This window comes from Actinoallomurus oryzae (assembly GCF_039541955.1).
Classification (GTDB): domain Bacteria; phylum Actinomycetota; class Actinomycetes; order Streptosporangiales; family Streptosporangiaceae; genus Actinoallomurus; species Actinoallomurus oryzae.
The window spans coordinates 15,666-39,027 of the sequence record NZ_BAABHF010000050.1 but is presented as its reverse complement, the minus strand read 5'-3'; the positions used below and the strand labels follow the sequence as shown (position 1 = coordinate 39,027).

Here is a 23,362-nt window from a genome sequence, read left to right as displayed (position 1 = left end):
GGGTTCCCCTGCCCTGCTGGCGCAGGGGTGGGGCCCGCTCTCAGTGCTAGCCCAGGGGGTGACCCCCTGGAACCCCCCATGTGAGGGGCTTCGCCCCCCACGCCCCCCACGGGTTGCTGCCCGAGGAGGGCCTTTCTTTTTGGCCCGAGGACGGCCTCCTGGCGCGGCCGATGTGAAGGGCTTCGCCTCCCACGGGTTGGGGTCGGAGGAGGGGGCTTTCTTTTTGTCCAGAAAGGCTGGCCTCCTGGCACGGCCGACGTGAAGGGCTACGCCCCCACGCCCCCTGCGGTTGCTGCCGGAGGAGAAGGGGGCTTTCTTTTTGCCCCCGGGACGGCCTTTTGGCGTGGCTGGGGTGGAGGGGTTCCTTGGCTTTTGTCGTCTTGTGTCAGGTTGAGGCGATGATGATGGTTACCGCGGTCAGGAGGGCTGGGGCGGCCAGGGCGATGATTGCGGGCCATGCCCAGGTCGAGGTCACCGGGGTTTGTTCGGCGTCTTTGTGTTCGGTGGCCAGTTCGCGGAGTTGCTCTACGGTGAAGTCGGTGGCGGTGCGGCCGCGCATGTACTCGGCTACGGGCTCGGGCAGCTTCTTGTCCTCGCGCCGGGCCTTCAGTTCCTGTTTGGCCCGTGCACGCGGGGAGGTCTGCAGTACGAAGGCGCGGTGCCGCTCCTCGCCGACGTACGCGTAGACCGCGTCGCCGCCCTCGAAGCGGTCGACCGTCCCCCACGGCAGGTGGAGGTCGCGCAGCAGGTTGTGGAAGCGGACGGCCTCGTCGTCGGCGACGATACGCGGGCGCAGGGCGACGGCGTAGGCGATGCCGCAGCCCAGCAGCATCACCGCGGCGGCCACCGCCGACGCGATGTCGCGGCCCCGCCAGGCCAGGTCGGCGAGGTTGAGGACGGCGAACACCATCCAGGCCCAGCCGCAGAACCGGATGCCGCCGGAACGGAACGTACGGGCGCCGGGCGCCGCCTTGGGGAACACGCCGGCGCTCATGAGTGCGAACGCCACTTCAGCTGCGCGAATCCGGGTTTGATGACGCCGTTGATGAGCTCCAGCCTCTCGTCGAAGCCGATGAACGCCGACTTCATGGCGTTCACCGTGAACCACTGCAGGTCGTCCCAGCCGTAGTCGAACGCCTCGACCAGCTTGGCGAACTCCTCCGACAGCGTGGTGCCGCTCATCAGCCGGTTGTCGGTGTTGACCGTGACGCGGAAGTAGAGACGCCGCAGCGGCCCGATGGGGTGGGCGGCGATCGACTTGGCGGCGCCGGTCTGCACGTTGGAACTGGGACACATCTCCAGGGGGATGCGCTTGTCGCGCACGTACGCGGCGAGCCGGCCGAGCTGTGGCCGCTCGCCGTGGCGGTCGGTGACGTCGTCGATGATGCGGACGCCGTGACCGAGCCGGTCGGCGCCGCACCACTGGATGGCCTGCCAGATCGACGGAAGCCCGAACGCCTCGCCCGCGTGGATGGTGAAGTGGGCGTTCTCGCGCTGGAGGTACTCGAAGGCGTCGAGGTGCCGGGTGGGTGGGTATCCCGCCTCCGCGCCGGCGATGTCGAAGCCGACCACCCCGGCGTCGCGGTAGCGGACCGCGAGCTCGGCGATCTCCATGCTGCGCGCCTGGTGACGCATGGCGGTCAGCAGCACGCCGACGCGGATGCCGAAGTCGCGGCCCCCGTCGGCGAAACCCTTGAGCACGGCCTCGACGACCTGCTCCAGCGACAGCCCGCGCGACCCGTCGCCGCCCACGCCGCGCGTGTGCTGCTCGGGGGCGTAGCGGACCTCGGCGTACACGACTCCGTCGCGCGCCAGGTCCTCGGCGCACTCGTACGCGACCCGGGTCAGCGCCTCGGCGGTCTGCATCACGCCGACGGTGTGGTCGAAGGTCTCCAGGTAGCGCTCCAGCGAGCCGGAGTCGGACGCCTCGGCGAACCAGGCGCGCAGGTCGTCCGGGTCGGTGGCGGGCAGCCTGTCGTAGCCCGTCTCACGGGCGAGTTCGGCGATGGTCGCCGGGCGGAGCCCCCCGTCCAGGTGATCGTGGAGCAGCACCTTGGGGGCCCGCCGGATGTCATCGAGCGAAGGCCGGTTGGTCACGTGTCGCACATTACCCGCAGGCAGGCCGGATGGGCGCCGATCAGTCCCCCCTCCGGCGGCAGGAGGCCTCGGGACAGGGGACAACACCACCTTCATCCACAGTTCCCAGCGCAGGCTGTTGATTACCGGAGCCCTGGGGAAAGCCACACGAAAGCCCTGACCACCAGGCCGAACGACCCTATCCCGCCTTGTCGGCCGCTCTCCCGCGGGAAAAGTTATCCACAGACTGTGGAGTGCCTTGTCCCCCGCCACAGGGTCCGGAGGGCGGAGTTATCCACAAGTTATCGACGGTCGCCGGTCGGGGTCCTCCACCGGGGATCGATATGACCCAGCCATGCGTCCTGATCGTCCGCCAGCGGTCGTTCGAGCGGCAGTGGCAGGAAACGGCAGGCGAACGTCAGACCGGCGTCGTCTCCACCGCCGCCGACGGTGTGCCGCCATGCGTCGGCCGTGTCCGCGGGCGCCTGAAGGTGGAAGTAGGTGGTCCGGCGCGGCTGACGGGTGTCGGGATGGGGCTTGTCCTCCACGAGGATCGGCCTGATCACCGAGGTGGTGAGCAGGCCGGTCTCCTCGGCGACCTCGCGCAATACGGCTTGCTCCAGCTCCTCACCTGGACGGACACCGCCCGCGGGCACCTGGGTGCCCGCCTGCGGCAGGCCGACGTGGTCGAAGACCAGGAGTTCGGCGACGGAGCGGTGCCTGATCACGTATGCGGCGACGCGGAAACGGGTCACCTCAGCATTCTCCAGATCGATACCGCGACGGGGCGGGGCGCGCTCAGGTTCTCATGCGATGCGGTCGATGATCAGTGGGGGCGGGGTGAACGCCTCGCCGACCTCGTACGCGCCCTCCAACGCCTCCAGGGCCCGGCCGAAGCGGTCGGCCGTGTCCGCGTGCAGGGTCAGCAGCGGCTCGCCCTCGCGGACGCGGTCGCCCGGCTTCGCGTGCAACGTGATGCCCGCCGCGTGCGACACCGGGTCCTCCTTGCGGGCGCGGCCGGCGCCCAGGCGCCACGCCGCCACGCCCACTCCGTACGCGTCCAGCCGGGACAGGACGCCCGTCGCCGGGGCCGTCACCTGACAGGTCTCGTTCGCGACCGGCAGCGCGGCGTCCGGGTCGCCGCCCTGGGCGCTGATCATCGAACGCCAGATGTCCATCGCCGAGCCGTCGCGCAGTGCCTCGGCCGGGTCCTTCGCGCCGGTCAGGCCCGCCGCCGCGAGCATCTCGCGGGCCAGCGCCACGGTCAGTTCGACCACGTCCGCCGGGCCGCCGCCGCCCAGGACCTCCACCGACTCCGCCACCTCCACCGCGTTGCCGACGGCGAGGCCGAGCGGAGTGTCCATCGCGGTCAGCAGGGCCACCGTGTTCACGCCGTGGTCGCTGCCGATGCCGACCATGGTCCGGGCCAGTTCGCGCGCGTCGCCGACGTTCTTCATGAACGCGCCCGAGCCCGCCTTCACGTCCAGCACCAGCGCGCCCGTACCCTCGGCGATCTTCTTGGACATGATCGAGCTGGCGATCAGCGGGATCGACTCGACCGTGCCGGTGACGTCGCGCAGGGCGTACAGCTTGCGGTCGGCCGGGGCCAGGCCCGAGCCGGCGGCGCACACCACCGCTCCCGCCTTGTCCAGGACGCCCAGCATCTCCTCGTTCGACAGCGACGCCCGCCAGCCCGGGATCGACTCCAGCTTGTCGAGCGTTCCGCCGGTGTGGCCCAGACCGCGTCCGGACAGCTGCGGGACGGCCGCGCCGCAGGCGGCGACCGTCGGCGCCAGCGGGAGCGTGATCTTGTCGCCGACGCCACCGGTGGAGTGCTTGTCGGTGGTCGGCCGGTCGAGCCGGGACCAGTCCATCCGCTCGCCCGAGCGGATCATGGCCTCGGTCCACCGCGCGACCTCGGCCCGGGTCATCCCGCGCAGCAGGATCGCCATCGCCAGCGCGGCCATCTGCTCTTCGGCGATCTCACCGCGCGTGTACGCGGCGACCGCCCAGTCGATCTGCTCCGGGCTCAGCGAACCACCGTCGCGCTTCGTACGGATGACGTCGACCGCGTCGAAACTCATGGTCATTTCTCCAGGTCGTTCGGGCCGAACGCGTCAGGCAGTACCTCGCTCATCGGCCGTACGCCGCGCGTGGTCTCCAGCAGCATCGACGGCCCGCCGTGCTCCCACAGCAGCTGGCGGCAGCGCCCGCACGGCATCACCGGGTCGCCGTGGCCCTCGACCACCGAGACCGCGACGAGGCGTCCGCCGCCGGTGCCGTGCAGCGCCGAGACCAGGCCACACTCCGCGCAGAGCCCCACCCCGTACGAGGCGTTCTCCACGTTGCAGCCGGTCACGATCCGGCCGTCGTCCGTCAGGCCCGCGGCGCCGACCGGATAGCCGGAGTACGGCGCGTACGCGCGGGCCATGGCCGCACGGGCCGCCTCCCGCAGCGCGGGCCAGTCGATGTCGGCCATCAGTGTCCTCCGCCTCGTCGATAACGCATGCCGTCGGCGGCGGGCATCCGCAGCCGTTGCGCGGCGAACGCGAGGACGAGCAGCGTCGTGATGTGCGGGCTGTACGTGACGATCTCCCGCGGCAGCGCGTCGGTCAGGAAGAACCACACGAGCACGCCCACGGCGACCACGGTTGAGATCACCGCCGCGAGGACCCGCCGCCGGTACCCACGCCAGACCGCCAGCGCCAGCAGCCCGATGCCGATCAGCAACAGCATGGCGTGCACCGCGCCGGCGCCGCCGCGCAGCTGCAGCGCGTCGGTGTACCCGAACAGGCCGGCGCCACCGGCGACCATGCCCGGCCGCCAGTTGCCGAAGATCATCGCGGCGAGGCCGATGTAGCCGCGGCCGTTGACCTGCCCCTCCTGGTAGTTCGAGGACGCCACCATGGCCAGGAACACCCCGCCGATACCGGCGAGCGCGCCCGAGATGACCACGGCGGAGTACTTCATCCGGTAGACCTTCACGCCGAGCGACTCGGCGGCGACCGGATTCTCCCCGCAGGAGCGCAGCCGCAATCCGAACGCGGTGCGCCAGAGCAGGTAGTACGACACCGGCACGAGGAGGATGCCGAGCAGCGTGATCGGCGAGAGGTCCGTCAGCACGCCGCGGACCAGGCCCGCCAGGTCGGAGACGAGGATCCAGTGGTGCTTCTCCAGCGAGCCGAGCGGCTTGCCGACCCCGGGCACGCTCCACGTCGGGAAGCTCGGCAGCGGCGGCGACTGGGTCGCCCCACCGCCCTTCTCGTCGGTGAACAGCAGGTCCGACAGGTACCGCGTCACGCCGGGCGCGAGGATGTTGATCGCGACGCCGGACACGATGTGGTCGACGCCGAACGTCACCGTCGCGACCGCGTGCAGCAGCCCGCCGACGGCTCCGGCGACGATGCCGCCGAGCAGCCCGAGCCACGGGTTGCCGCTGAAGTACGACGCGAAGGCCGCGCCCCAGGTGCCGAAGGTCATCATGCCTTCGAGGCCGATGTTGATGACGCCGGAGCGTTCGGACCACATGCCGCCGAGCGCGGCCATGCCGATCGGCACCGCGAGGGCCAGGGTCGCGCCCATGGTGCCGCTGGAGGTGATGTCGGACTCGCCGGTGATCAGCCGCAGCAGGATCAGCGCGACGAAGATGCCCCCGCCGACGACCAGTACCCGCGTACGGCGCCGCTCGCGGTCGCCGGTGTCCGGCGCCGGAGTCCGGATCTCCTGCTCGATCATGCGGCGACCTCTCCGAGCTGGGCGGCGACATGCCGCTGGTCGATGCGCTGGCCGACCCGGTTGACGACCTCGTAGACGACGACCACCGACAGGAGCACCGCGGCCTGGGTGATCGCCACGATCTCCTTGGGAATGTCGTTGAAGTCCAGGATCTGCGATGACACGTCCAGGAACGCCCACAGCAGTGACGCGAACGCGATGCCGACCGGGCCGTTGCGGCCGAGCAGCGCGATGCCGATCCCGGTGAGCCCGATGCCGGTCGGGAAGTTCAGGGAGTAGGTGTAGGACTCCCCGAGCAGCTGCGGCATGCCGATCAGGCCCGCGATCGCGCCGGAGATGACCATGGCCATGACGACCATGCGCCGGGCGTCGACACCGCTGGCCACGGCCGCGCTCTGCGACAGACCGGTCGCCCGCAGGTCGAAGCCGAACCTCGTCCGGTTGATCATGAACCAGAAGCCGATGCCGGCCAGGATCGCGAGCACCAGGAGGCTGTAGAGCTTCAGGTCGGTGCCGGGGAAGGGGGTGCCGGGTACCCGCCCGGAGTGGGAGATCGTCTTGGTGCCGATGTTGTTCGGGCCGAGCTGCACCGCGAGCCGGCCGGGATTCAGCAGGTAGGCGATGATGCCGGTGGCGATGAAGTTCAACATGATCGTCGAGATGACCTCGCTCACCCCGCGGGTCACCTTCAGCAGGGCGGGAACGGCCGCCCAGAGGCCGCCGACCAGCACCGCGACGGCGACGATGACAATCTGGTGGAGCACGACGGGCAGGTTCCACGCGCCGCCCGCCGCGGCGGCGAGCATCGCGGCCAGCCGGTACTGTCCGTCGACGCCGATGTTGAACAGGTTCATCCGGAACCCGACCGCCACGGCGAGCGCGGACAGGTAGTAGCTCGACGCCTTGTTCAGCGTGTTGACGATGCTGTCCGGCTCCTTGCCGAACTCGAACATCGCCTGGAACGTCGACGGCGGGTTGAACCCGCTGATCGACAGCACGATCGAGGTGAGGGCGATCGAGAAGACGAGCGCGACGAACGCCGCGACGAGGGTGCGGGTCCAGGACCTCGCGAACAGGCGGTAGATCACGCGGCGCTCCCCTCTCCGGCGCCGGTCATGAGGGAGCCGAGCTGGTCCGGTGTGATGGTGGCGGGATCGGCCTCGCCGACGAGCCGGCCGCGCAGGATCACCCGCAGCGTGTCGGACATGCCGATCAGCTCGTCGAGGTCGGCCGAGATGAGCAGCACCGCGAGGCCCTCGGCTCTCGCGTGCCGCAGGTGGTCCCAGATCGCCGACTGCGCGCCCACGTCGACGCCGCGTGTCGGGTGGGCGGCGATGAGCAGCTTGGGGTCGTTCGACATCTCCCGGCCGACGATCAGTTTCTGCTGGTTGCCGCCGGACAGCGAGGCGGCGGTGACGTCGATGTTCGGCGTTCGTACGTCGTAGTCGCGGACGATCCGCTCGGTGTCGCTCCGGAAGCCCTGCCGGTCGATCAGCACGCCTGCTTTCCCCCCCGTGGCTCCGCCCCGCCGCCCCCGTTTGACGTTGGGCGGCCGGGTCTGGTGACCGAGGATGCGGTTCTCCCACAGCGGGGACTCCAGCAGCAGGCCGTGCCGGTGCCGGTCCTCGGGGATGAAACCGATGCCGGCCTCGCGGCGCCGCCGGGTGGCCATGCCGGTCAGCTCGGTGTCGCCGAGCCGGATGACGCCGGCGTCGAGGGGCAGCATGCCCATGATCGCCTCGACCAGCTCCGCCTGGCCGTTGCCCTCGACTCCGGCGATGCCGAGGATCTCGCCCTCGTGAATGGTCAGGGAGACGTCGTCGACGACCGCGCGGCCGGTGGCGTCGCGTACGGTCACGCCGTCCATGGTCAGGACGGGGACGTCGGTCACGGTCGACTCGCGCAGCTCGGGTACGGGCAGTTCGCTGCCGACCATGAGCTCGGCGAGCTGCCGGGCGGTGACGTCGCCGGGCCGTACGGTGTCGACGGTGGTGCCCCGCCGGATCACCGTGATCGTGTCGGCCACCGACAGCACCTCATCCAGCTTGTGCGAGATGAAGATGACGGTGAGTCCCTCACGCTTGAGCTCGCGCAGGTTGCCGAACAGCTCCTCGACCTCCTGCGGCACCAGGACCGCGGTGGGCTCGTCGAGGATGAGGATCTTCGCGCCGCGGTAGAGCACCTTGAGGATCTCGACGCGCTGGCGGGCGCCGACGCCGAGCTGCTCCACGAGGCGGTCGGGCTCGACGCCGAGGCCGTACTGGTCGGAGATCTCCCTGATCCGCCGCCGGGCCCTCCCGCCGATGCCGTGGAGTTTCTCCGCGCCGAGGACGACGTTCTCCAGCACGCTGAGGTTGTCGGCGAGCATGAAGTGCTGGTGCACCATGCCGATGCCGCGGGCGATGGCGTCGGACGGGCTGTGGAGGGCGACCTCCACGCCGGCCACCTTGATCGTCCCCTCGTCCGGCCGCTGCATGCCGTAGAGGATCTTCATCAGGGTGGACTTGCCCGCGCCGTTCTCCCCGACGATCGCGTGCACGGTGCCCGCCGCGACCTCGATGTCGATGTCGTGGTTGGCCACGACACCGGGGAAACGTTTGGTGATGCCGTGCAGCTCGACCGCCGGCTCAGTGGTGGACATGGGCTGCTCCTACGCCAGTGAGCCCGGGAGAGCGACCGAGTCGGCCGGCCTCCCGGGCCCGAGCACTGAACGCCGTCACTTCTCGGGCGGCGTGATCTTTCCGGAGATGATCTGCTGCTTGAGGTCGTTCAGCGTGGTCGTCATGTCGCCCAGCGCCTGCGGGTTGGACGTGGAGTAGTCGATGCCGTCGTTCTTGAGGCTGAAGCGGACGTCGCCCTTCTGGACGGTGCCGTCGCCGACGCTCTTGACGAAGTTGAACACCGCGGTGTCCACGCGCTTGAGCATCGAGGTCAGCACGTACGGCTTCTCGGCCGCCGACGCCGTCTGCCACTGGTCGGAGTCGACGCCGATGAACCACTTCTTCGCGGCCGTCGCCGCCTCGAGGGAGCCGGTGCCGGACAGGCCCGCCGAGGCGTAGACCACGTCGGCGCCCTGGTCGTACATGCCCTGGGCGATCGTCTTGCCCTTGGCCGGGTCCTTGAAGCCGCTGAAGTCCGGCGGCTGGGAGATGTACTTGATCTGGACCTTGATCTTCGGGTTGATCTTCTTGGCGCCCGCGACGTACCCGGCCTCGAACTTCTTGATCAGCGGGGTCTGCACGCCGCCGATGAAGCCGATGTTGCCGGTCTGGGACTTCTTGGCCGCCGCCGCGCCCACGAGGTAGGAGCCCTCCTGCTCGGCGAAGAGCAGGTCGGTCACGTTCGGCTGCTGGATGGTGTCGTCGTCGACGATCGCGAACTTGGTGTTCGGGTACTTCGGAGCGACCTTGCCGAGGGCCGTGGCGTACACGAAGCCGACCGCGACGACCGGGTTGTAACCCGACTTGGCCAGCAGCTCGAGCCGCTGGATCTTGTCGTTGTCGCTCTCGCCCTCTTTGGCCTCGAGGTCCTTGACGTCGAGCTTCAGCTCCTTCTGGACCTTCTGCAGGCCGGCGTACGCGGCGTCGTTGAAGGACTTGTCACCCCGCCCGCCGACGTCGTAGGCGAGGCCGACCTTCAGGCTCTTCTTGCCGTCGCCACCGCCGCCACCGGTGGTCGCCTTCTTCCCGCCACAGCCGGCGGCGCTGAGCGCCATGACCGCGCTCGCCGCGATGGCGACTATCTTCACTCCACGGCGCAAGGTAGCTCCTCCGTTTGTCCCAGCCCCACCCGAAATGTGCCACTGGCACGAATCTTTTGGACCCTATTGGGCCCCGGGGACCGGACGAAACAAACCTACCGTGTCGCAACGTGTCCGTTATCAAGGCGAAAGCGCATCGTCACAGGTCAGGGCCTATGAGTGCCGTCCGGGCGCTTGCCTCGCCACGAGCGGAGAGCCGTGAGTCGCCGACGGTCACCTGCGGCGCGTTCTCGTCGGCGCGCCGCAGGACCGGCGTCATACGGTGGCGGCGCTCTCGACGGCCTCCGGCTCGACCGGGCTGTTGCGGGCCTCGCCGAGCGCAAGCAACGCCGCGGCGGCCATGAACCGCACGCCGTTCGCGATGCAGCGCTCGTCCACGTCGAACGTCCCACGGTGCAGGTCGTAGGCCCCGGCCATACCGGGCGGGGCGACGCCGAGCCGGGCGAGCGCCCCCGGAATCGACTCCAGGTACCAGGCGAAATCCTCACCGGCGAGACTCTGCGGCGTCGGCACCACGCTGTCCTCGCCGAGGGTGTTCTTCGCGGCCTGGCGGAGGAGGTCGACGGTCGACTTCTCGTTGATCGTCGGCGGAACACCACGGACGTAGTCGAGCTCGGACTTCACGTCGTACGCGCTCGCGACGGAGTCCAGAAGCGCCTTCATCAGGTCGGGTGCCGCGTGCCACGCCTCGTCGTCGAAGCAGCGCACGGTGCCCTGCGCGATGCCCTCGTCCGGAATCGCGTTGGCGACCGAGCCCGCCGACACCCGCCCCCACACGAGGCTGAGGCTGGAGCGGGGGTCGACCCGCCGGGAGAAGGCGGCCGGAAGCTCCGTGACGATCTTCGCCAGGGCGTACACGAGGTCGGCGGTCAGGTGGGGGCGCGCGGTGTGTCCGCCCGGGCCGGTGACGCGGACCGTGACCTTGTCACACGCCGCGGTGATCGGGCCCACCCGCAGGCCGACCTGCCCGACCTCCACGCGCGGGTCGCAGTGGAGGGCGAAGATCCGGTCGACGCCGGCGATGCCGCCGGCCGCCATGACGTCGAGGGCGCCGCCGGGGTTCTCCTCGGCCGGCTGGAAGATCAGGCGCACGCGGCCGGGCAGCCGGCCGGCCTTCGCCTGCTGGGCGAAGAACCGTGCCACGCCCAGCATGACGGTGGTGTGGACGTCGTGTCCGCAGGCGTGCGTGACGCCCGGCACCGTCGAGCGGTAGGGGACGTCCTTCTCGTCCGGCAGGGGCAGCGCGTCGATGTCGGCGCGCAGGGCCACGACCGGCCCGTCGCCGCAGCCGACCTCGCAGATCAGGCCCGTGCCCTTGGGGAGCGGCACCGGGTGCAGCCCGGCCGCGGTCAGCTCCTCCGCGATGCAGGCGGTCGTGCGGTGCTCGGCGTAGCCGAGCTCGGGGTGCATGTGGATGTCGCGCCGGAAGGCGATCAGCCGGTCTTCCTGACCGGTGAGGTAGGAGTCGAGCTGCGCCCGCAACTCTCCCGTCCCAGGCTCGTCCGTGGGCTCACCTCCGCGGAGTTCAGATCCCCGCATGTGTCACCTCCCGTGGATTCACGAATCTGTCCTCCCGGAACTCTGTGATGCCGGCGCCGACGACGTCCTCGAGCGAGCCGCCGGCGGCGATGATGCCGCGCTGACGCTCGTACGGGGCGCCGTGGTCGAGCACCTCCGAGACGACCTTCAGGTCTTCGGCGCAGCCGAGCCGGTCCGCGATGGGCTCCAGCTCGTGCACCAGTTCGTACAGCTCGTCGCGGAGCGGGGCCGTCGTGCCCTGGTCATCGGTGATGACGATGGCGTCCAGGCCGTACCTCGTCGCACGCCACTTGTTGTCGCGTACGACCCAGGTGGCCGGACTCGGCAGGGTGTAGCCCCGGTCGAGCTGGTGGTCGAAGAGCTCGACGAGCGACTGGCAGAGCGCCGCCGCCATGCCGACCTCACGAAGGGTCGGGATGCCGTCGAACATCCGGATCTCGATGGTGCCGAAGTCCGGATGCGGCCGGATGTCCCACCACACCTCTTTGATGCTGCGGATCGTGCCGGCCCGCAGCAGCGTGTCCATGTAGTCCTCGAACTCGCCCCAGTCGGCGAGCAGGTGCGGCGGCCCGGCCGTGGGGAGCTGGCCGAACACGATCGCCCGGCTCGAGGCGAGGCCGGTGTCGTGGCCGCTCCAGAAGGGGCTGGAGGCGGTCAGCGCGAGAAAGTGCGGCAGGTAGGCCGACAGCGCGTTCACCATCGGCACGGCCTTCTCCGGGGAGCGCACGCCGACGTGGACGTGCACGCCGTAGGTCTGGATGCGCCGCGCGAGCCACTGCATCTGCTCGACGAGCTCGGCGTAGCGCTGGACCGGTGCCATGACGGCGTCGCGCCAGTCGCTGATCGGGTGGGTGCCGGTGCAGGCGAGCGCGGTGCCCCGCGGGTCGGTCACGGACCGCAGGTCGGCGATTGTCGCGGCGAGGTCGGCGCGGGCCTCCGAGACCGTGTCACAGATACCGGTGACGATCTCGACGGTCGACTCCATGAGCTCGTGCCGGATTTTCGGGTTCTCCCGGGCATCGCTGGGGCCGGGCAGCGCGGCCAGCACCTCACGCGCGTCCTGGCGCAGGCGCATGGTCTCGGCGTCGACGAGCTGAAGCTCCCACTCGACGCCGAGAGTCGCCCCTCGTGATGCGTTGAACTCGATGGCCACGGCCAACCTCCGATCTCAATCCTTGCAGGTTAATGCCGCGTACGTGGCACAATCCGGCCAGGACGTCCGACGCGCGGCAGCGACCGCGCCCCACGCCGGATCAGGTGACCATGATGCCGCCGATGGCGCCCGGCCTCCCGACGTCTTTGCCCCGCGATGAGCGGTTGACTCAAGCTGAGCACCCGTCCGCTCATCGCCGCCACCCGTTTCGGCTACGCGCAATCCCTACTAATGATCAAATTGATCAGGTCAGGGCGTGATCGCCATGCCCGCCAGCACGCGGCGCGCCAGGTCGGGGTCGCCACTGACCTCCACGTCGGCCGCGTCGCCCGTCACGCGGCCACCGCCGAGCCGGAAGAACGTCTCCCACTCCATCCGCAGCCGTACGGTCGGATCGACACCGTCGTCGTGGAACCGCGCCCGCCGATCGTCGCCGACGACGACACACCAGCGGTGCTCCGGCGTCTCGACCACCACGGCCTGCCCGGGTTCGGCCGCCGCGCGCTTGCCGACCACGTACGGCAGGGAGCGTTCGAGGATCAGCCGCGAGCAGTCCGCCGCGAGCCCGTCGAGGTTGCCCGGCCGCCTGGCCGCCCGGCGCACGTCCTGCTCGTGCATCCACACGTCGAAGGCGCGGTGACGCATGAAGTCGCCGTAGGGCATGGACGCCCCGAACGGGGTCGTGATGACCTCGCTCAGGTCGACCGCTCCGGAACGCAGCTGGGCGATGCGGCGCTCGATGACGTCGCGCAGGTCGCCGAGGATCTCACCCGGCGGGTCGGCGCGGCGCGCCTCGACGTCGAGGCCGGTGTTGGCCGTGGTGCGGGCCTCACCGTCGTCGGCGTCGCCGAGCAGCCAGCGTTCGACTCCCAGGATATGAGAGTACTGATCCTTGACCGACCAGCCCGGACACTCCGTCGGGCGGTCCCAGTCGGCCGGGCTCAGTTCGCCCGCCAGCGCGATCATGGACCGCGCCGCCTGCTCGAAGCCGTCGATGTTCGCCTGCCAGGCCGTCTCGGCCATTCCCGCCTCCAGTATTCGATGGTCGCGCTCGTATCCATGGTCGCGCTCGCCTCCTCACTCGCTACGCGGACGGCTCGTCCCTCACCGTCCACTCCGCTCGCTCGTCGGCTCGCCGCTCCGGAATCAGTACGCGTCCGGCGGAACGTACACACCCCAGACGTCGCGCAGAGCGTCGCACACCTCGCCGACCGTGGCACGGGCCCGCAGCGCCTCGCGCAGCGGGTACAGGAGGTTGGCGTGGCCGGCGGACAGGTCGCCGCCCTCGGCCTGCGCGCCCTCCTTCTCGGCGAGCGCGCGCAACTCGTCGAGCCGCCGGCTCACCTCGGCGCCGTCGCGCTCCTCGCGCAGCTTGGCCAGCTTGGCGGCCTGCGCCTCGCCGATCGCCGAGTCGACGCGGAGCGGTTCGTACGGCTCGTCGTCCTCGATGCGGAACTTGTTGACGCCGACCACGACGCGCTCGCCGTTGTCGATCTCCAGCGCGGTGCGGTAGGCGGAGCGTTCGATCTCGGCCTTCTGGAAGCCCTTCTCGATCGCGTTCACCGCGCCGCCGAGCTCCTCGACCTGGTCGATCAGCGCCCGGGTCGCGTCTTCGATGTCGTCGGTCATCGACTCGACGGCGTACGAGCCCGCGAACGGGTCGACGGTCCTCGTCAGGTCGGACTCGTTCGCGATCACCTGCTGGGTGCGCAGGGCGAGCCGGGCCGCCTTCTCGGTGGGCAGCGCGATGGCCTCGTCGTAGGAGTTGGTGTGCAGCGACTGGGTGCCGCCCAGGACCGCGCCGAGCGCCTGGATGGCGACGCGCACCATGTTGACCTCGGGCTGCTGCGCCGTGAGCTGGACGCCGGCCGTCTGGGTGTGGAAGCGCAGCATCTGCGACTTGGGGTTCTTCGCGCCGAACTCGTCGCGCATGATGTGCGCCCAGATCCGGCGGGCCGCGCGGAACTTGGCGACCTCTTCCAGCAGCGTGGTGCGGGCCACGAAGAAGAACGACAGCCGGGGCGCGAAGGAGTCGACGTCGAGGCCGGACTCGACGGCCGCGCGGACGTACTCCTTGGCGTTGGCGAGCGTGAAGGCGATCTCCTGTACGGGCGTCGCCCCCGCCTCGGCCATGTGGTAGCCGGAGATCGAGATGGTGTTCCAGCGCGGGATCTCGTCGCGGCAGTAGCGGAAGGTGTCGGCGACCATCCGCAGGCTCGGCTTGGGCGGGAAGATGTAGGTGCCCCGGGCGATGTACTCCTTGAGGATGTCGTTCTGGATCGTGCCGGTGAGCCGGTCGCCGGAGACGCCCTGCTCCTCGGCGACGAGCTGGTAGAGCAGCAGGAGCACCGCCGCGGGCGCGTTGATGGTCATCGACGTCGACACCCGGTCGAGCGGGATGCCGTCGAACAGCAGGCGCATGTCCTCGATGGAGTCGATCGCGACGCCGACCTTGCCGACCTCGCCGTACGCCATCTTCGCGTCGGAGTCGTAGCCCATCTGGGTGGGCAGGTCGAAGGCGACCGACAGGCCTGCGGTGCCGGCCTCGATCAGCTGGTGGTAGCGCCGGTTGGACTCGGCCGCCGTGCCGAACCCGGCGTACTGGCGCATCGTCCACGGGCGGCTGGTGTACATCGTGGGGTACACGCCACGGGTGTAGGGGAATCCGCCCGGCTCGCCCAACGCGGTCGCGGGATCCCAGCCGGCCGGCGCTCCCGGGCCGTAGACCGGTTGGATCGGCAGTCCGGACTCCGAATCCATGCCCCTCACCCTTCCACTCGTCCCCATGGTCGCGCTCGCCTCCTCACTCGCTACGCGGACGGCTCGTCCCTCACCGGCCGCTCCGCTCGCTCGTCGGCTCGCCGCTCCGGTTCCTGGTGTTATCCGCGCCGCGGGGAGGCCCACGCCCGCCAGCCGATGACGCCGAGGATGACCGCCAGCACGATGTTCACACATACCAGGATCCCGTGCAGCACGTAGTACGCCGTGGGCCGGCCCGGGCCGCTACCCAGATTCTTCGCGAGCATGAGCCATTCAAAGATCATGAATGCGGCAAGACCAAGTACAAATCCGGATGCGCGCCGAGAGATGTTCATCAGGCACCATTATCGCGGGTAGACCGAAGTGGTCACTCAAGTACCGGTCGTCTAGTGATGGGCCGCCATGAGAAAAGTCGTCTCTTTGTTCGCTCTCTGCGGCACTGCGGGGTGTCTGTGCGGGTTCGCGGTTCCCGCCGGTGCCGCACCCGCAGGCGCCGTGCTCGCCGCCACTCCTCCCGCCGGGGACACCGTCGGCGGCGACAGGCTGGCGAGCCACGGGTACATCCGGGACAAGAGCGTGCCGGAGCCGCCGCACATCGAGGCGTCCTCGTACGTCATCGCGGACCTGGAGACCGGCCGCGTGCTGGCGGCCAAGAACCCGCACGGCCACTATCGCCCGGCGAGCACGCTGAAGACGCTCACCGCCATCACGCTGATCCCCCGGCTCGACCCGAAGAAGAAGGTCCGGCCCTCGCTGAACGCCGTCAACGCCTCCGGCTCGGCGGTCGGCCTGGACGAGAAGATGTCCTACACGGTCGACCAGCTGTTCCACGGCCTGCTGATGCAGTCCGGCAACGACGCCGCCATCGCCCTGGCCGAGGCCGGCGGCGGGATGAAGACGACACTCGCGGCGATGAACGCCGAGGCGAAGCGGATCCGGGCGAACGACACGGTGGCCCGTACGCCCAACGGCCTCGACGACGACCCGCCACTCACCCTGGCGCAGCAGCACAGCTCCGCGTACGACCTAGCGCTGATCATGAAGCAGGGACTCACCCTGCCGGACTTCATCAAGTACGTGAAGGCGACGACCTACCACTGGCCGGCGCCGCCGACCAAGGAGGAGCGCAAGAAGGGCAAGAAGACCGGCGGCTGGGAGATCGGCACGCACGACCATCTCCTGGTCGGCAACCGCTACCGCGGCATGATCGGCGGCAAGAACGGCTGGACGAGCCACGCGCTGGGCAGCTTCGTCGGCGCCGCCCGGCGTAACGGGCACACGATCATCATCTCCCTCATGCACGCCCAGTCCGACTTCTGGCCCGACGCCCGCGCCCTGCTCGACTGGGGCTTCGCCGAGCGTGACAAGGCCGAGCCGGTCGGCACGCTCGTGGACCCGATCCCGCCGCCCGCCAAGCCCACGCCGAAGGCGGTCGCGCACAAGCAGGCGGCCGGCGGACGGACCACGTCCTCCGGCGACCTCGACTGGTGGAAGATCGGCCTGCCCGCGGGCGCGGCCGTCGCGATCATCGCCGGCCTGACGCTGGGCCTGCGGCGCCGACGCCGTCCCGCCGCGGCCGGCCCGGACCCGTACACACCGTCCGCGGACGGCGCGGGCGACGGCGCCTGGGCCACGCCCGAGAGCCCGGACGCGAACCCGCCGCGCACCCGGCGCACGCCGCCCGGCGACGTGAAGGTGGCCGGTGCGCCCCTGAACCCGGGCGACCGCCCCCGCCCGGACTCGTGGTCGACGGTGCCGAACCCGACGCAGAACGGTCCAGCCGACGAGCCGGGGACCCCGTCCGGCCAGGACACGGTCGCCGACGCCGCCTCCAACGGTGCGACGGCCGAGGACCGGGCCGAGGACACGGTGCGGGACGACGCGGAGGACACCGTGGTCGACGACCGGAGCCACCGCGGGCCGTTCGACCCTCCCGACGGCGACAAGAGCCCGCGCGGATAGGGGCGCGCGTAGCGCAGTCCCTATCCGCGCGGGCTCTAAGCCGCACGGCGACGAACCCGCGCGCCCCTGACCGTCAGGAGTCCCCGGCGTCGCCCTTCTCGTCCTTGTCGGCCTTGTCCTTGTCGTCCTTGTCGGCCTTGCCCTTGTCGTCCTCGTCCTTGTCGTCCTTCTCGTCCTCGTCCTTGCCCTCTTCCTCGGAGGGCTTGGCGTCCACCGCGAGGATCACCCGGCGGGTCGCCGTCCACGCGGCGGCGAACAGGATGAACCGCGAGGCGAGATTGATCCACACCAGCAGCCCGACGATCACGGCGAAGGAGGCGTACACCGGGTTGCGCATGGTGTGCGCGATGAACAGGGCACCGACGATCTTGAGCGCCTCGAACCCGATGGCGCCGAACAGGCATCCGCGCAGCAGGTGGCGCCAGGACGCCCTGGTGCCGGCGAGCGTGGTGAACAGGATGAAGAAGATCACGCCGTCGGCGACGACCGCGATGGCCAGGGCGATGAGCCGCAGGATGATGCCGGCACCGGTCACGTCCGTGAGGCCGAACCAGCCGAGCACGGCGTGCGTGGTCGAGGAGGCCGTGGAGGAGAGGACCACCGAGGCGAGCAGCACCAGCCCGAGCAGGCACAGCACGCCGAGGTCGCGCAGCCGGTTGACGACCGGGTTTCCCTCGCCCTCGGCACCCTGCCAGATCGTGCGCAGCGACTCGCGCCAGACCCCGATCCAGCCGAGACCGCTCCAGGCGAGCCCGAGCAGGGCGAACACGCTCGCGCCCGCCTTGGCCGCGGCGATCTGCTCGACCGGCAGCCGGTGGGACAGCCCGGGCAGGAGCTGGTCGAGCGCCTTGGCGACGGCTTCGCGCGCGTGCGGGCTGATCGCCACGACGTAACCGGTGACGGCGAACGCCAGGGCGACCAGCGGAAAGAACGACAGGAAGCCGTAGAAGGTGAGCGCGGCGGCCATCCGGTCGCCGCGCTGGTCGCGGTACCGGATGTAGGCGCGGCCGAGGTGGTCGACCGTCCGCCAGCGGGCACGCGCCCGGCGCAGCACGCGCTTCACGGCATCCTCGCCCGCGGTGGCCCACCGGCGCACGCTGTCCAGGACCGCCGTCATTTCGACGGACTACCCCGGCAGGGCACAAAAATGCAAAAGGCCGAAACCCGACTTCGGAATCATCCCGAACCGGCGGTGCCGAACGCGAAGTCACGCCGTGGCCGCCAGACGCCGTCGACGCCGTGCTCGTACAGCGAGAATCCCCGGACCGGAAACTCCGCCTGGTATTCGGACAGCTCCTTGAAGGCCCGGTCGAGCAGGTCGTCGGACAGGTGGTGGGCGACCGTGACGTGCGGGTGGTAGGGGAAGTTCAGCGTGTGGTCGAGCGGGCCGCGGCGTACGCGCAGCTCCAGGTGCTCGCACTCGCTGATGCCGGTGGCCAGCGCGACGAAGACCACCGGCGAGACCGGGCGGAACGTTCCCGTGCCGCGCAGCATGATCCGGAACGGCCGCTCCCGCGCCGCCACCGCGCGCAGGTGCTCCTCGATCCCCTCCAGCGCCGCCGAGGCGATGCGCACGGGCGGCACCAGCGTGATGTGCGTCGGGATCGAGCGGGCGAGCGGATCACCGAAGGACTCGCGCGACCGCTGGAGCTCCCGGCCGTACGGGTCGGGTATCGGGATGGCCACCCCGATGGTCCGCTCCGCCGGGTCAGGCACGGCCCAGGAACCCGACCCGATCGCGAACGGCGTCCATGGTCTGCCGGGCGACGGCGCTCGCGCGGTCGGCGCCGCGGGCCAGCAGGCGATCGAGCTGTTCTTCGTCGGCGAGGAGCTTTTCGGTGCGCTCGCGAATGGGCGTGAAGGTGTCGAGTACCGCCTGGGCGAGGTCCTTCTTCAGCGCGCCGTACCCCTGACCCGCGTACCGGCTCTCCAGGTCCGGGATCGGCGTCTCGCTCAACGCGGAGTAAATGCGCAAAAGGTTAGTAACGCCGGGTTTGTTCTCTTCGTCGGCGACGATCTCGGTGCCCGTGTCGGTCACCGCGCGCATCACCTTCTTGCGCAGCGGGCCCGGGTCGTCGAGCAGGTCGAGGATGCCCTGCGGCGACGATGAGGACTTGCTCATCTTGGCCGTCGGCTCCTGCAGGTCGGTGATCTTCGCGGTGGCCTCGGGGATGTAGGCCTCCGGCGTCACGAACGTCTCGCCGAACCGGTGGTTGAAGCGCTGCGCGAGCGTGCGGGTCAGCTCCAGGTGCTGCCGCTGGTCCTCGCCCACCGGCACCTGGTCGGCCTGGTAGAGCAGGATGTCGGCGGCCTGGAGCACCGGGTAGGTGAACAGGCCGACCGAGGTCGCGGAGGTGCCCTGCTTGGCCGACTTGTCCTTGAACTGCGTCATCCGGCTCGCCTCGCCGAACCCGGTCAGGCAGCCGAGGACCCACGCCAGCTCGGCGTGCTCACGCACGTGGCTCTGCACGAACAGCGTGCTGCGCTCGGGGTCGATCCCGATCGCGAACAGCTGCGCGGCCGCCACCCGCGTGCGCCGCCGCAGCACCTCCGGGTCGTACGGGACCGTGATCGCGTGCAGGTCGACGACGCAGTAGAACGCGTCGTGCGTGTCCTGCAGGGCGACCCACTGGCGCAGCGCGCCCAGGTAGTTGCCGAGGTGGAACGAGTCAGCGGTCGGCTGGATGCCGGACAGTACGCGCGGACGCACGCCGTCCGGCCGGGTCGTCGGCGGATTCGGCTCGGTGGGCATAGGTGAATTCTCTCAGGACTCGTCGGGCTCCGGCTCAGGGACCGGCTCGGCGACCGGCGGCGGTGTGACACGCACCCGTGCGACCCGCCTCCCGTCCACCTCGGTGACAGAGAGACGATGCCCGCCGACCATGGTCATCTCCCCTACCTGGGGCAGATGACCGAGAACGGCCATGAGGTAGCCGGCGACCGTCTCGTACGGGCCTTCGGGCAGCTCAACGCCGGTTTCGTCGGCGAAGTCGTCGATGTTCAGCAGGCCGTCGACGTCCAGCGCGCCGCCGTGCAGCCGCCGCGCCTGGGAGTCCTCGACGTCGTACTCGTCGCGGATGTCGCCGATCAGCTCCTCGACGAGGTCCTCCAGAGTCACGATCCCGGCCGTGCCGCCGTACTCGTCCACGACGATCGCCAGGTGGTGGCCCTCGCGCCGCATCTCCGACAGCACGGCCAGCACGCGCTTGCTGGCCGGCAGGTAGAGCACGGGCCGTACGACGTCGCCGACGGGCGTCGTGAGGCCGGACTGCTGCGGGTCGAGCAGGTCACGGACGTGCACGAACCCGACGACGTCGTCGTGGGACTCGCGGTAGACCGGGTAGCGCGAGTGCGGGCTGCCGGCCGCGATCTGGGCCGCCTTGCACAGCGGCGTGGTGGCGTCGAGGAACTCCACCTCGGTACGCGGCACCAGCACCTCGCGCAGCTGGCGCTCGCCGGCCGCGAACACCTCCTCGATCAGGTTCCGCTCGTCCGGGGCGATCTCGGTGGTGCCCGCCACCAGCGCGCGCACCTCCTCGGCGGTGATCTTCTCGCGGGAGGTCGCCGGGTCGCCGCCGAGCATCCGCACCACGAGGTTGGTGGACTTGGACAGCAGCCAGATGACCGGGCGCGAGACGAATGCCATACGGTCGAGGAACGGTCCGACGAGCAACGCCGCGCCCTCGGCCCGCTGGAGGGCCAGGCGTTTGGGCGCCAGCTCGCCGATGACGAGCGTGACGTAGGAGATGACCAGCGTGACTCCGACGACCCCCACGAAGCCCGCGAGCCCTTCGGACATCCCGGTGTGCTCGACCAGGGCCTTCTTGGCGGTGTCGGACAGCGTCACGGCGCCGTACGCCGAGGACAGCAGGGCCGTCAGCGTGACACCGATCTGCACGACCGCCAGGAATCGGTTGGGATCGCTGACCAGCCGGGCCACGGCGACGCCGCGGCGGCCACGCTCGCCGATCCGGCGGACCTGGCTGTCGCGGAGTGAGACAAGAGCGATCTCGGACGCGACGAACAGCGCCTCGATCAGAATGAGCGCCAAGACGATGGCGGCGCTCGCGAGCGTCCCCGTCATGGGAGACGCCAGGGTCTATGTGGGGCGTCCATGTCCTGGTGGGTTGTCGGAAAGACTAGGCCTGTAAGCGTACCCGCATCTGAATACCGGAGGTCCTGATGAAGCTTCTCGTCACGGGGGGCGCCGGCTACATCGGCAGTGTCGTCGCGGCGAAACTGCTGGAGGCCGGGCACGAGGTCGTCGTGCTGGACGACTGCTCCACCGGGCACGCCGACGCCGTTCCGGAAGGCGTTCCGCTGGTCCGCGCGACGCTCCGTGAGGCGGCCGGCGACGTGCTGTCCGAGGGCTTCGACGGCGTCCTGCACTTCGCGGCCAAGTCGCTGGTGGGCGAGTCGGTGGAAAAGCCCGGCCTGTACTGGGACAAGAACCTCGGCGAGTCGCTCGCCCTGCTCGACGCCATGCGCGCGCACCGGACTCCGCGCATCGTCTTCTCCTCCACGGCGGCGACGTACGGCGAGCCGGAGCGCACTCCGATCCTCGAGACCGACCCCACCCGGCCGACCAACCCGTATGGCGCGTCCAAGCTCGCCATCGACACGACCCTCGCCGAGTACGCCCGCATGTACGGGATCGGCGGGGTCAGCCTGCGCTACTTCAACGTCGCCGGGGCGTACGGCACGTACGGCGAGCGGCACACCGTCGAGACGCACCTGATCCCCAACGTGCTGGCCGTTCCCCTCGGGCGGCGCGAGTCGGTCTCGATCTTCGGCACCGACTACCCGACCGCCGACGGCACCTGCGTCCGCGACTACATCCACGTCGTGGACCTGGCCGTGGCGCACCTGCTCGCCCTCGACGCCTGCGCGCCCGGCGAACACGAGATCTTCAACCTGGGCAGCGGCTCGGGCTACTCCGTGCGCGAGGTCATCGACGTCTGCCGCGAGGTCACCGGCGAGCCGATCCCCGCGGTCGAGAGCCCTCGGCGGCCCGGCGACCCCGCCGTGCTGATCGCCTCCTCCACCAAGATCGCCGACCGGCTGGGCTGGAAGCCCGAGCGCGACCTGCGAGCGATGGTGGCCGACGCGTGGGAGTTCATCCGGTCCTGATCACGCTCGTCAGCGAGTCAGCGGGCCGAGCTCGGCCTGAAGCCGTGTCAGGGCCTGCTGGGGGCTCGCGTCGCCGTGCAGGGCGGCGTAGGCCTCCTTCTGGATCGCCGCGGTGACGTCGCCGTACCGGACGACCTGCGGTCGTGGCCGGGCGCCCTGGATCGACTTCAGCATCGTCGGCAGGTACGGCTGCGCCTTGACCAGATCGGGGTCGGAGTACAGCGCCGTGAGGGACATGGGGTAGGCGCTCGTGAGCCCGAAGTTCTTCTCGGCCTCCTTCCCGGTCGCGTACGCCAGGAAGTCCAGGGCCGTCCGCTGGTGCTTGGAGAAGGCCGACACGGCGAGGTTGTTGCCGCCGAGGGTAGAGGTGCCCGGGCCGTTCAGGCCGGGCAGCGGCGCCACTCCGAACCGGCCGACCACCTTGCTGGTGCCGTTCTTCTTGCCGGCGGTGGAGTACACATAGCCCCAGTTGCGGTGGAACAGCAGCTTGCCGGCCTCGAAGTCGCGGCGGCCGTTCTCCTCCTGGTACCCGATGGCGGCACGCGGGATCATGCCGTCCTTGAAGCCGTTCGCGAGGAACTCCAGGCCCTTGAGGGCCTCGGGCGTGCCGAGGGCCGGGCGTCCCGAGGCGTCGATCACCTGGCCGCCGGCGCTGGCGACCGCCTCGGTGAAGTTCACGGTGAGGCCCTCGTACTTGTCGTACTGGCCGGCGTAGCAGCCGATGTCCTTGATCTTGCGGACCTTGGCGCAGTCGGCGGTCAGCTCGGCCCAGGTGACCGGAGGCCGGCTGATGCCGGCCTTCTTCAGCAGGTCGGTGCGGTAGTAGAGCAGTCCCGCGCCGGTCAGCCAGGGCGCGGCGTACAGCCGGCCGCGGTACTCCCCGGTGCGCAGCGACGGCGCGAGGAAAGCGCCGGTGGGCAGCGTCTTCGTGTCGATCGGTTCGACCCAGCGGTTCGCGGCGAACTCGGCGGTCCAAACGGCGTCGAGCGTGACCACGTCGAACGCGTCGGACTTGATCTGGGCGTTCTGGACGAGCTGCTGCCGCTGGGCGTCGGCGACCTCGGGCAGCTCGACCACCCTGACCTTCTCGCGCGGCCGGCGCGGTTCCACACCTCGACGATCTTCGTCAGCGCCCCGGTCGGCTCCTTGAACATGGCCCAGGTGATCGGCCCGCGACCGGAGGAGTCCGCCGACGATCCGGACGAGCAGCCGCCGGCCAGGAGGACGGCCAGTGCCGCTCCCCCCGC

Annotated in this window: 21 protein-coding genes; 2 read left to right on the top strand and 19 right to left on the bottom strand. The window is 70.2% G+C overall.

Going from position 1 to position 23,362, the window contains the following annotated elements:
• Positions 1-385: 385 nt before the first annotated feature.
• The 14 genes from ABEA10_RS41985 to ABEA10_RS41920 form a co-directional block, all read right to left on the bottom strand.
• On the bottom strand, positions 386-994 hold the full coding sequence (locus tag ABEA10_RS41985; RefSeq protein WP_345473817.1) for a hypothetical protein: 609 nt from the start codon (positions 992-994) through the stop codon (positions 386-388).
• A complete protein-coding gene (locus ABEA10_RS41980; protein ID WP_345473815.1) occupies positions 991-2,097 on the bottom strand; it encodes an adenosine deaminase in 1,107 nt (368 codons plus the stop codon). The genes ABEA10_RS41985 and ABEA10_RS41980 overlap by 4 nt, the downstream gene beginning before the upstream one ends.
• A gap of 281 nt (positions 2,098-2,378) precedes the next feature.
• A complete protein-coding gene (locus tag ABEA10_RS41975) occupies positions 2,379-2,831 on the bottom strand; it encodes an NUDIX hydrolase (RefSeq protein ID WP_345473813.1) in 453 nt (150 codons plus the stop codon).
• 51 nt (positions 2,832-2,882) lie between these two features.
• The gene (locus ABEA10_RS41970) at positions 2,883-4,160 is read right to left on the bottom strand and encodes a thymidine phosphorylase (RefSeq protein WP_345473811.1); all 1,278 of its coding nucleotides are present in this window, start codon (positions 4,158-4,160) and stop codon (positions 2,883-2,885) included.
• Positions 4,161-4,162: 2 nt separating this feature from the next.
• Positions 4,163-4,555 carry a cytidine deaminase gene (locus tag ABEA10_RS41965; RefSeq protein WP_345473810.1) on the bottom strand — a complete coding sequence of 131 codons (393 nt, stop codon included), beginning with the start codon at positions 4,553-4,555 and terminating at the stop codon, positions 4,163-4,165.
• The gene (locus tag ABEA10_RS41960) at positions 4,555-5,811 is read right to left on the bottom strand and encodes an ABC transporter permease (RefSeq protein ID WP_345473808.1); all 1,257 of its coding nucleotides are present in this window, start codon (positions 5,809-5,811) and stop codon (positions 4,555-4,557) included. Before ABEA10_RS41960 ends, ABEA10_RS41965 begins: the two co-directional genes overlap by 1 nt.
• A complete protein-coding gene (locus ABEA10_RS41955; protein WP_345473806.1) occupies positions 5,808-6,899 on the bottom strand; it encodes an ABC transporter permease in 1,092 nt (363 codons plus the stop codon). The genes ABEA10_RS41960 and ABEA10_RS41955 overlap by 4 nt, the downstream gene beginning before the upstream one ends.
• Complete coding sequence (locus tag ABEA10_RS41950; RefSeq protein WP_345473804.1) at positions 6,896-8,452, bottom strand: ABC transporter ATP-binding protein; 1,557 nt, start codon at positions 8,450-8,452, stop codon at positions 6,896-6,898. Before ABEA10_RS41950 ends, ABEA10_RS41955 begins: the two co-directional genes overlap by 4 nt.
• Before the next feature lie 75 nt (positions 8,453-8,527).
• The gene (locus ABEA10_RS41945; protein WP_345473803.1) at positions 8,528-9,559 is read right to left on the bottom strand and encodes a BMP family lipoprotein; all 1,032 of its coding nucleotides are present in this window, start codon (positions 9,557-9,559) and stop codon (positions 8,528-8,530) included.
• A gap of 267 nt (positions 9,560-9,826) precedes the next feature.
• On the bottom strand, positions 9,827-11,110 hold the full coding sequence (locus tag ABEA10_RS41940; RefSeq protein ID WP_345473801.1) for an amidohydrolase: 1,284 nt from the start codon (positions 11,108-11,110) through the stop codon (positions 9,827-9,829).
• Positions 11,097-12,263: a glutamate--cysteine ligase gene (locus ABEA10_RS41935; RefSeq protein ID WP_329251075.1), complete on the bottom strand. Its 1,167-nt coding sequence runs from the start codon at positions 12,261-12,263 to the stop codon at positions 11,097-11,099. The genes ABEA10_RS41940 and ABEA10_RS41935 overlap by 14 nt, the downstream gene beginning before the upstream one ends.
• A 249-nt stretch (positions 12,264-12,512) precedes the next feature.
• Positions 12,513-13,286 carry a maleylpyruvate isomerase family mycothiol-dependent enzyme gene (locus ABEA10_RS41930; protein WP_345473798.1) on the bottom strand — a complete coding sequence of 258 codons (774 nt, stop codon included), beginning with the start codon at positions 13,284-13,286 and terminating at the stop codon, positions 12,513-12,515.
• 123 nt (positions 13,287-13,409) lie between these two features.
• Positions 13,410-15,023 (bottom strand): acyl-CoA mutase large subunit family protein, encoded by a 1,614-nt coding sequence (locus tag ABEA10_RS41925; protein ID WP_345473796.1) that lies wholly within the window; start codon positions 15,021-15,023, stop codon positions 13,410-13,412.
• Between the two features lie 119 nt (positions 15,024-15,142).
• Positions 15,143-15,358 carry an SCO4848 family membrane protein gene (locus ABEA10_RS41920; RefSeq protein WP_425551029.1) on the bottom strand — a complete coding sequence of 72 codons (216 nt, stop codon included), beginning with the start codon at positions 15,356-15,358 and terminating at the stop codon, positions 15,143-15,145.
• Between the two features lie 67 nt (positions 15,359-15,425).
• Here ABEA10_RS41920 and ABEA10_RS41915 point away from each other — a divergent pair, with 67 nt between their 5' ends.
• Positions 15,426-16,985 (top strand): D-alanyl-D-alanine carboxypeptidase family protein, encoded by a 1,560-nt coding sequence (locus ABEA10_RS41915; RefSeq protein ID WP_345473792.1) that lies wholly within the window; start codon positions 15,426-15,428, stop codon positions 16,983-16,985.
• 73 nt (positions 16,986-17,058) lie between these two features.
• Here ABEA10_RS41915 and ABEA10_RS41910 read toward each other — a convergent pair whose 3' ends face one another.
• Genes ABEA10_RS41910 through ABEA10_RS41895 form a run of 4 tightly spaced genes read right to left on the bottom strand, consistent with a single transcriptional unit; the run spans position 17,059 to position 21,069 of the window.
• Complete coding sequence (locus ABEA10_RS41910; protein ID WP_345473790.1) at positions 17,059-18,102, bottom strand: YihY/virulence factor BrkB family protein; 1,044 nt, start codon at positions 18,100-18,102, stop codon at positions 17,059-17,061.
• A gap of 59 nt (positions 18,103-18,161) precedes the next feature.
• Positions 18,162-18,701, bottom strand: coding sequence for a 2'-5' RNA ligase family protein (locus tag ABEA10_RS41905; protein WP_345473788.1), 540 nt, complete (start codon positions 18,699-18,701; stop codon positions 18,162-18,164).
• The gene (trpS, locus tag ABEA10_RS41900) at positions 18,694-19,737 is read right to left on the bottom strand and encodes a tryptophan--tRNA ligase (protein WP_329251056.1); all 1,044 of its coding nucleotides are present in this window, start codon (positions 19,735-19,737) and stop codon (positions 18,694-18,696) included. Before trpS ends, ABEA10_RS41905 begins: the two co-directional genes overlap by 8 nt.
• Positions 19,738-19,749: 12 nt before the next feature.
• Entirely contained in the window at positions 19,750-21,069 is a 1,320-nt protein-coding gene (locus ABEA10_RS41895) for a hemolysin family protein (RefSeq protein ID WP_345473784.1), read from the bottom strand.
• Positions 21,070-21,167: 98 nt separating this feature from the next.
• Here ABEA10_RS41895 and galE point away from each other — a divergent pair, with 98 nt between their 5' ends.
• Positions 21,168-22,115 carry a UDP-glucose 4-epimerase GalE gene (gene galE / locus ABEA10_RS41890; protein WP_345473781.1) on the top strand — a complete coding sequence of 316 codons (948 nt, stop codon included), beginning with the start codon at positions 21,168-21,170 and terminating at the stop codon, positions 22,113-22,115.
• Between the two features lie 9 nt (positions 22,116-22,124).
• Here galE and ABEA10_RS41885 read toward each other — a convergent pair whose 3' ends face one another.
• Entirely contained in the window at positions 22,125-23,225 is a 1,101-nt protein-coding gene (locus tag ABEA10_RS41885) for an ABC transporter substrate-binding protein (protein WP_345473780.1), read from the bottom strand.
• Positions 23,226-23,362 lie beyond the last annotated feature (137 nt).